We start from the raw sequence: 4,152 nt of genomic DNA, 5'->3' as shown, positions 1-4,152 counted from the left end.
TCGTTCCAATCGCAGCTCTGCGTTTCTTACGGAAATCTTATCCGATTATAAAGGAGCGATCATTACAGATGGCTACAGCGGTTATGGCGTTCTTCAATCCCGGAGCGAAATCGTTCATGCAGGTTGCAATGCTCATGCACGTAGAAAATTTATCGAGGCGGGCAAGGTCGTAAAAGGTAATGCCGACATCGATACGGTTCTGGAATTGTACAGGCAAGTCTATAAAATTGAATCGGACTGGCGTGAAAGTCATCCGGATCTCAAGGAGCTGGCGCGACTCAGAGACAAGGAAACAAGGCCGCTCATGGTTGAATTGAAGAATATTATCAGTAAACAGGATGCATCATATAACCCATCCGGTCGTTACGGGAACGCCGTAAAGTATACCCTGAATATATGGCCGCAGCTAACGGCTTTCCTTGATAATCCAGAGATCCCTATCGATAACAACCAGGTAGAAAATGGCATTCGACCATTTGTTGTCGGCAGGAAAAACTGGCTGTTCGCCGTTACCATGAGCGGTGCCCATGCCAGCGCTCTCTTCTATACATTGATCGAAGGAGCAAAAGCCGCCGGACTGAATCCATCCCTCTATATGCATTACTTGCTCAAGAACGCTCCCGTCGCCGTAACTGAATCCGACTGGGCGGCGCTTTTGCCATTGAAATTGAAAGACAGGGATTTCCTGTTGGCTGAGTAGAGGCGGTTATTGCTCCGCTTACGAAAGAGGCGTTGCCGGTGATCGAAGAACGCCTGAAAACGCTTGAGAATCCCGTAACGATCGAATGTTTCAAAGAAGCGATCGATCGCCTGCAGCGCCAGACGACAGCTCCGGTCGAGGCCGATCGTATGATCTGGATGCTCGGTCGAAAGACGCGCACCGAACTGGCGCTGGGCGAAGACACCGACAACGTATTTGTTCTGCGTGCACAGAAAGGCAGCGATACGTACTATGCCGGCGAAGAGGCCGACGATTCATCTCCGGAGGATTGAGAGGGGGAAGCTATCCAAGGGAAAATGGGCGTATTCTTGGATAGCAGTGAAATAAAGCGATCACCAGTAGGTATATCCAATACGAAGCTAGTGTAATCGTCCGGAACCTGAGGTGTTTGATAGTACCATGGAATGAATAGGCTGAATTTCACTGGCGTTCGGATTTCAGATGTTATAGTATTCAGCCATAACTGTAAAGATAAAGGATCATTGATCCAGAAATAAACGCTGCCAATTGAGTGGAAGCTTACGCAGTAGTCTTCGGTTTGGTGATAGTATTTAGTACGCTTCGCACGTCCTTTTTTTATGAGTCTCTCCATTGATTTATCATTCATCAACCAGCCACTCGATTCCATAGGCTTGAGCTTCTTAGTTTCGATCAGCGAAGCAAATGCTTCTTCACTCGAGCTGGAAACTAAAAGTAAGAATTGATTGTCTATTACAATAGTCTCATCTTTGGCTTGCAGGCGATTGTCCAATTCGGATATTAGGCTATTCCATTCATCCGCCGTTGGGGCAGATCGGAACTTAAAGGCAAATCGAGGGCAATAAGGATGATATATGAGGCGATTTATTAGATCATCGAGACATCTGCTTGCAAAACGTGACTCCCCGGATTCTTCCAGTCTCGTGATCTCAAGATGAAAGGATTGTCTGTTTGTTAATTGGACACTCAAATCGATTGTTCCAGACCCTATGGGGCGATCAATATCGATAGTCATGACAGGAAAGAATCGGCGAACGGCTGCCACTTCCAATATGAGTTCAAGGGCCTCATGAGAAAAATCGGCATTCGCAAATTTCCGAATAATCGAATTAAATGCTCTCTGGTGGTTCTTTTCAAGATATCGCAATTCTTCAACGATCCAGAGAAATAAAAAGCCTGCTTGAGGAATTAGGTTGGACAGCATATGCGAAATGCTGTGGTGGCTGCGCTTCCCTGGAATCCTTCGGCTCCCTGTCCAAGATTCAAACTGCTTAATCGCTTCGTGGAATTCCCTTCGATCGGGTTGGCGCGAATCGTTGCCCTTTGCCAGGTAACGTGTCCAGTAGTGCTTGCGCCAGTAGTTATCAAACGCCAGTCTGCGATATGAAAAATGATTCATAAGCTCTGTTTCGACGATTTGGGAAGTGCTGCAACGCTGTGCCGACCAATCACTCCTAATTCTTGGGAAGAAAGCTTTCAATTTTGGACATCAGCTTAGCTCGAATATTCGGAGGATAGTTGACGATTTTTTGAATATTTCGTTCGGCTTCGGGCCGGTTGCCTTCCATAGCATTGAGCGTTGCAAGCTTTAAAAAATAGAGATTATTCAGGTAAGAGTTTTGAATATTCATTGTTCCGAGGAGCTCAAGCGATTGTCTCATTAACCCTATGTCTTTATAGCGGATGCCAATTTCGATTTTTGTAAGGGCAATGTAAGGAGATGCTTCTGCTGTAGTTTCTTGATAATCCTCGATGCATTTAATGGCGCTAGCCTTGTCACCTAGTGTAAAGGCTTGGTACTGGGCTAGGGAATTTATGTAGATCTCTTCGGCAGCACTAGTTCGGATTCGCTGCAGCCTCTGGATGAGTTCCTCTATTTTTTCTCTATGAGCCGTAGAGTCTTGGCTTCTGATGAGGCATGTGAAATAAGATTGAATGAGATAGGGGTTGGAAGGTTCGCTGCGGTAATTATCTGAGGCCATATCAAGAGCTTGATCATATTCTTCGATGTTTAGGTATACGTGTACCAGCTCCCTTTTAGCCCGTGAGTGATTCGGCTTTGATTGCAGGACTTTGTTCAATCTATTGAGAGCGTCTTCATTTCGACCTGATATTCGATAGTGGAAGCCGAGAAGGTAGTGGTGTTCTATGCCGTTGATTTTGTGAACTTCTTCCATGAATCGACCATTACGGGTTCTGGCAAGCGACTGACAAAGCCGGTAGCGGACTTCTTGAGCAAATCTTCTATCGAGAAATTCTTCCCGGCTAAGCACGCGATCGGCAAGGTTGATAACATCATTGTAGCGGTTTTTGTGGTTGTTATATAGATCCACCATCGTCTTAAGATATATCGAAGGAATAATTCGATCATCATTAAGGTTGGGGTTTTCTGTAAGTAATTCTCGGAGTGAAATGATGTATTCTGAACGGTCTGAGAAGTCTCCTCTTGAGAGATAGTCTTTGGCTACCGACCGCAATTTTTCAGCGAGAACGGGGGGGACATCAATTTTGAGTCGAAGAATGTAATCTTTGATTGCATCGTTCACCCGAATATACTCAAGGTTTGTCCCGATTTGTTCGCAGAGCGAATGGGCTATCCATTTGTTGATACAGCTCGTGTAGGTGTTTTCTTCGGAAATCATTTCATTGAGTAGTTCGATGCTAATGAAGTCGAATCTTGCCATGAAAGAAAGGAACTGCATTTCTGATTCAAGGAATTCTTTTAATAGTGTAGATACTCTGTCTTGATTGAATTCAATTACTCTGAAAGATTCCCTTTTTAGTGATGATATTCCGATATCTTTGAGAAGGTCGACTGTGTAGATGGCCTGTTCGGGGAATCCTTTTTGCAGGCCCGCAAGAAAATCTATATCGTCAGCAGTAAGATCAATAGCCTCAATGTTTAAATACTTCATGAGTAAGCGTCTTCGCTCTTCTCTTTGACTATGTCCCAGTGATAGTTAGACTTTGAGGCGGGACCCACTGAATGCATCCTATGCCGAGATCCGCTCGTCAATCTTTTTATCCAGGAAGCTGTTTAAGAACTCATGGATATGAGTGTATGACCGCACCTTACGGAATTGTTCCTCCTGTGATAGCAGGAGACTGCCGACCCATCGGAGCACCTGGTCTGTCTGAGGCCTTGACCGTTTAACCCGGTTAAGCTGAGATCTGGGATTCGAGAATGCCGAATCGATCAGATTGGTTGTGTAAAAGGATGTTCTCAATTTCGGCGGCATATTGATGCGATGCAGCGTTAACAGTGCCTCTAAACCCTCCTGAAGACTCTGAGAGGCACTGTAGCTGATGGATTCGAGCCATGATAGAACGGACCGCATCTCGCTTGCGACATCTTCGTAACTGTTAGCGCTGAATGCCTGCTTGTATCTCTTGCAGAATTCTGCATGATACTTCCGTGGGAGCTTGGCAAGACATTTCTCTGTTTATGAAGG

Annotated in this window: 4 protein-coding genes and 1 pseudogene; 2 read left to right on the top strand and 3 right to left on the bottom strand. The window is 45.3% G+C overall.

Annotated elements, in window-relative coordinates:
- Both tnpC and LEPIL_RS00020 read left to right on the top strand, forming a co-directional pair.
- Nucleotides 1-700: IS66 family transposase (tnpC, locus tag LEPIL_RS00025; protein WP_002768696.1), on the top strand; the 700-nt coding region annotated here is incomplete at its 5' end.
- A gap of 38 nt (nt 701-738) precedes the next feature.
- Entirely contained in the window at nt 739-993 is a 255-nt protein-coding gene (locus LEPIL_RS00020; protein ID WP_040917978.1) for a hypothetical protein, read from the top strand.
- Here LEPIL_RS00020 and LEPIL_RS23165 read toward each other — a convergent pair.
- From LEPIL_RS23165 to LEPIL_RS00005, 3 genes and pseudogenes are all read right to left on the bottom strand, one after another.
- Nucleotides 951-2,099 carry a hypothetical protein gene (locus tag LEPIL_RS23165; RefSeq protein ID WP_002768694.1) on the bottom strand — a complete coding sequence of 383 codons (1,149 nt, stop codon included), beginning with the start codon at nt 2,097-2,099 and terminating at the stop codon, nt 951-953. The two genes, LEPIL_RS00020 and LEPIL_RS23165, sit on opposite strands and share 43 nt — an antisense overlap.
- A gap of 55 nt (nt 2,100-2,154) precedes the next feature.
- Nucleotides 2,155-3,615 carry a tetratricopeptide repeat protein gene (locus LEPIL_RS00010; protein WP_002768691.1) on the bottom strand — a complete coding sequence of 487 codons (1,461 nt, stop codon included), beginning with the start codon at nt 3,613-3,615 and terminating at the stop codon, nt 2,155-2,157.
- A 78-nt stretch (nt 3,616-3,693) separates the two neighbouring features.
- Nucleotides 3,694-4,152, bottom strand: a pseudogene (locus LEPIL_RS00005) (transposase); the annotation flags it as partial.

Source organism: Leptonema illini DSM 21528 (assembly GCF_000243335.1).
In the GTDB taxonomy this organism is placed as follows: Bacteria; Spirochaetota; Leptospiria; order Leptospirales; family Leptonemataceae; genus Leptonema; species Leptonema illini.
Note: the sequence above shows the minus strand (reverse complement) of the source record. Positions and strands in the feature narration are given on the sequence as shown.